A 3,248-nucleotide genomic window follows, 5' to 3' on the forward strand; every position below is an offset into this window, starting at 1 on the left:
CAGCAGGTGGCGGCCGATGCCGCGGGCCGCATGGCGCCGGTCGGCCCGGTGGCGACGGCTGGGGTCGCCCCTTGGCGCGACGGGCGCATCACCTTCGACGATGTGCCGCTGGCCCAGGCTTTGGCGGAGTTCGAGCGCTACGGGCCGACGGGCCTCGTGGTGCGCGATGCGGCCGTGGGCGCACTGCGCATGACCGGCACCTTCGACCCGCGCCGCCTGGACAACTTCCGGCAGGCGCTGCCCAAGGTGCTGCCGGTGCGCCTGCAGGGTGAGGCGCCGCACACCGAAATCGTCGCGGCGCACTGAGTCGGCCTTGCGCCAAGCGTGCACGAACGTGCGGCCCGACCCCGGGGGCACAAGCCACCGAATCGCCTTCCGAAAAAAAGCGCAAAACCCAGGTTGGGGTTTTGCCAAGCCATGCGTCTACCTGAGAAGGCTTCTTATTCCTAACCTTCCGGAGATCGTTCGCATGTCCCGTTTTCGTTTCCATCCTGCCCCGTTGGCTGTGGCGGCCGCCCTGGCGCTGGGCGCCTTGCCCACCCATGCCCAGCCGGGGGCCGGTGCGCAGGCTGCGGCATCCGTGCCGGTGGACATCCGCATCGCGGCCCAGCCCCTGGCCCAGGCCCTGGATGCGCTGGCGCGGCAGGCGCGCGTGGAGCTGATGGTGCAGCCCGCACTGGTGGAGGGCAAGGTGGCGCCGGCCGTGCAAGGGCGCCTCACCGCCCGCGAGGCCCTCAACCGCCTGCTGGCGGGCAGCGGGCTGTTCGCGGAGATCGAAGGCACCTCGGTGGTCGTGCGCCGCGTGCCGCAAGGCGCAGGCACGGCCACGCTCGCGCCCGTGACGGTATCGGCCCAGGCCGAGCGCCCGGTGGCGACCGAGCACACGGGCTCGTACACCACGCGCGCCGTCACGGTGGGCAAGGGCGCCCAGGCGCTCAAGGACATTCCCCAGTCGATCAGCGTCGTCACGCGCCAGCTGATGGACGAGCAGAACATCACCTCGGTCTACGACGCGCTCGCCAGCACCACCGGCATCACGCTGGCGCAAAGCCCACAGGGCGGCAAGTACATCTATTCGCGCGGCTACGACCTGACCACGGTGCAGTACGACGGGGTGCCACTCAACCGCGGCATGTACGGGCGGGCGAGCAACTATTCATCCAGCATGGCGATCATCGACCGGGCCGAGGTCCTGCGCGGCGCCGCCGGCCTGCTGCAGGGCGAAGGCAGCCCCGGTGGGGCGGTCAACCTGGTGCGCAAGCGTCCTCTCGGCACCAACGCCACCACGGTGGAGGCCCGCGTGGGCTCGTGGGACCGCTACGGCGCGCAGCTGGACACCAGCCGCGTCCTGAACGAAGAGGGCACGCTGCGCGGCCGCGCGCTGATCGACTACGAAGACCACCACGCGTTCATGGACTATGTGAACCGCCGCAGCCCGACCGTGTACGGCACGCTGGAATACGACGTCTCGGCCGCCACGCGCATCAACTTCGGGGCCAGCTCCGAAGAAACGCGGGGCCGCCCTTCGATGAACGGCCTGCCGCGCTACGCCACCGGCGGCGACCTGAACCTGCCCCGCTCGACCTACCTGGGCGCCACCTGGAACCGGCAGGAGTCGTCCAACCGCGGGCTGTACTTCGATGCGGCGCACCAGTTCAACGACGACTGGAAGCTGCAGTTCACGGCGATGCACCTCAAGGAGGAGCACGACCTGAAGTACGCCGGGGTCAACCGGGCGGTCAACCCGGCGCTGATGCAGAGCGCCAACATCGTGGCCCGGTCCATCGCCGACATCGAGACCTCGGGCATCGACGCGAACCTGACCGGAAAATTCGACGCCTTCGGCCGGCGGCACGAACTGGTGAGCGGGGTCAACTACACGCACACCACGAACGACACCATCTACGGCTTTCGGACCAACTACAACATCTTCGGCCTGAACAGCTACAACCCCGACTTCCGCGAGCCCACGGACGCCGAGATCTACACCGGCACCCGTGAGGCGCGGCAGGGCAAGGCCCGGCAACTGGGCTTCTACAACGCGGTGCGCCTGCAGCTGACCGACCCGCTCAAGCTGGTGGTCGGCGCGCGCGTCAGCTGGTTCCGCACCGACTGGGACACCGTCACCACCGGCGCGGCGCCGTCCACCTCGGCCACCCACAGCCGCGAGAACGCCAAGGTCAACCCCTATGCCGGGCTGATCTACGCGCTCGACCCGCAATGGTCCGCCTACGTGAGCTATTCCGACATCTTCAAGCCGCAGTCCGAACTGAACGAGGCGGGCCAGTTGCTCAAGCCCATGGTGGGCGCCAATTACGAAGCGGGCCTCAAAGGCGAGCTGATGGACGGCAAGGTGAATGCCTCGTTCGCCCTGTTCCGCGTGGACCAGAAGAACCGCGCGCAGGAAGACTTCAGCACCAGCCCCACCTGCCGCAGCGACTACTACTGCTACACCGACACGGGCGAGGTGCGCAGCCAGGGCCTGGATGCCGAGGTGAGCGGCGAAGTCGCGCCCCACTGGAACCTGTTCGCCGGCTACACCTTCAACCAGACCAAGTACCTCAAGGACGTGAGCAGCCAGGGCCTGTCCTTCAACAGCTACACGCCCAAGCACCTGTTTCGCCTGTGGAGCACCTACCAGCTGCCGGGCGAGTGGAACGCCATCACCCTCGGGGGCGGCGTCAACGCGCAAAGCGGCAGCTACCGTCAGATCGGTGCCGTGCGCGCCACCAACGGCGGGCGGGCGGTGTGGAATGCGCTGGTCAAGTACCAAATCAACCGCCACTGGACCGCGGCGCTGAACGTCAACAACGTCTTCGACAAGCGCTACTACAGTTCGGTCACCGCGCTGGTCAACGGCAGCTATTACGGCGACCCCCGCAACGTGATGCTGACCCTGCGCGGCGCCTTCTGACCGTGCGCAGTCGATCGCGCGGCGAATGGCCAGGGATGGGGCCCGCATGAAAGGCAACGGCAACTTGCGCCAGTCCATGTCGTGGCTGCACACCTGGTGCGGCCTCGTCTGCGGATGGCTGCTGTGCGCCATCTTCCTCACGGGCACGCTCAGCGTGTTCCGGGAGCCGATCACCCGCTGGATGGAGGCCCGGCCCGTGCTGGCGGATGCCGGGGCCGGCACACAGGGGGCCGTGCCGCACGTGCTGGCACAAGCCGTGCGGCACCTGGCCGCGGAGGCACCCGGCGCGCGCTTTTTGGCGCATCGAGCTGCCCCAGCGCCCGGGCGATGCCCT

General features: G+C 68.5%; 2 protein-coding genes and 1 pseudogene. All 3 read left to right on the forward strand.

Annotation, left to right across the window (positions count from 1 at the left end):
• Window positions 1–306: FecR family protein (locus AC27KI_RS21475; protein WP_487115736.1), on the forward strand; the 306-nt coding region annotated here is incomplete at its 5' end.
• Between the two features lie 163 nt (window positions 307–469).
• A complete protein-coding gene (locus tag AC27KI_RS21480) occupies window positions 470–2,914 on the forward strand; it encodes a TonB-dependent siderophore receptor (RefSeq protein ID WP_487115738.1) in 2,445 nt (814 codons plus the stop codon).
• A gap of 46 nt (window positions 2,915–2,960) precedes the next feature.
• Window positions 2,961–3,248 (forward strand): annotated as a pseudogene (locus tag AC27KI_RS21485) (PepSY domain-containing protein); the annotation flags it as partial.

The organism is Acidovorax sp. KPB24-03, assembly GCF_057546605.1.

Bases quoted from the DNA above. Each gene is read 5' to 3' on its own strand.
- AC27KI_RS21480 (WP_487115738.1), top strand. From the start codon at position 470: ATGTCCCGTTTTCGTTTCCATCCTGCCCCGTTGGCTGTGGCGGCCGCC.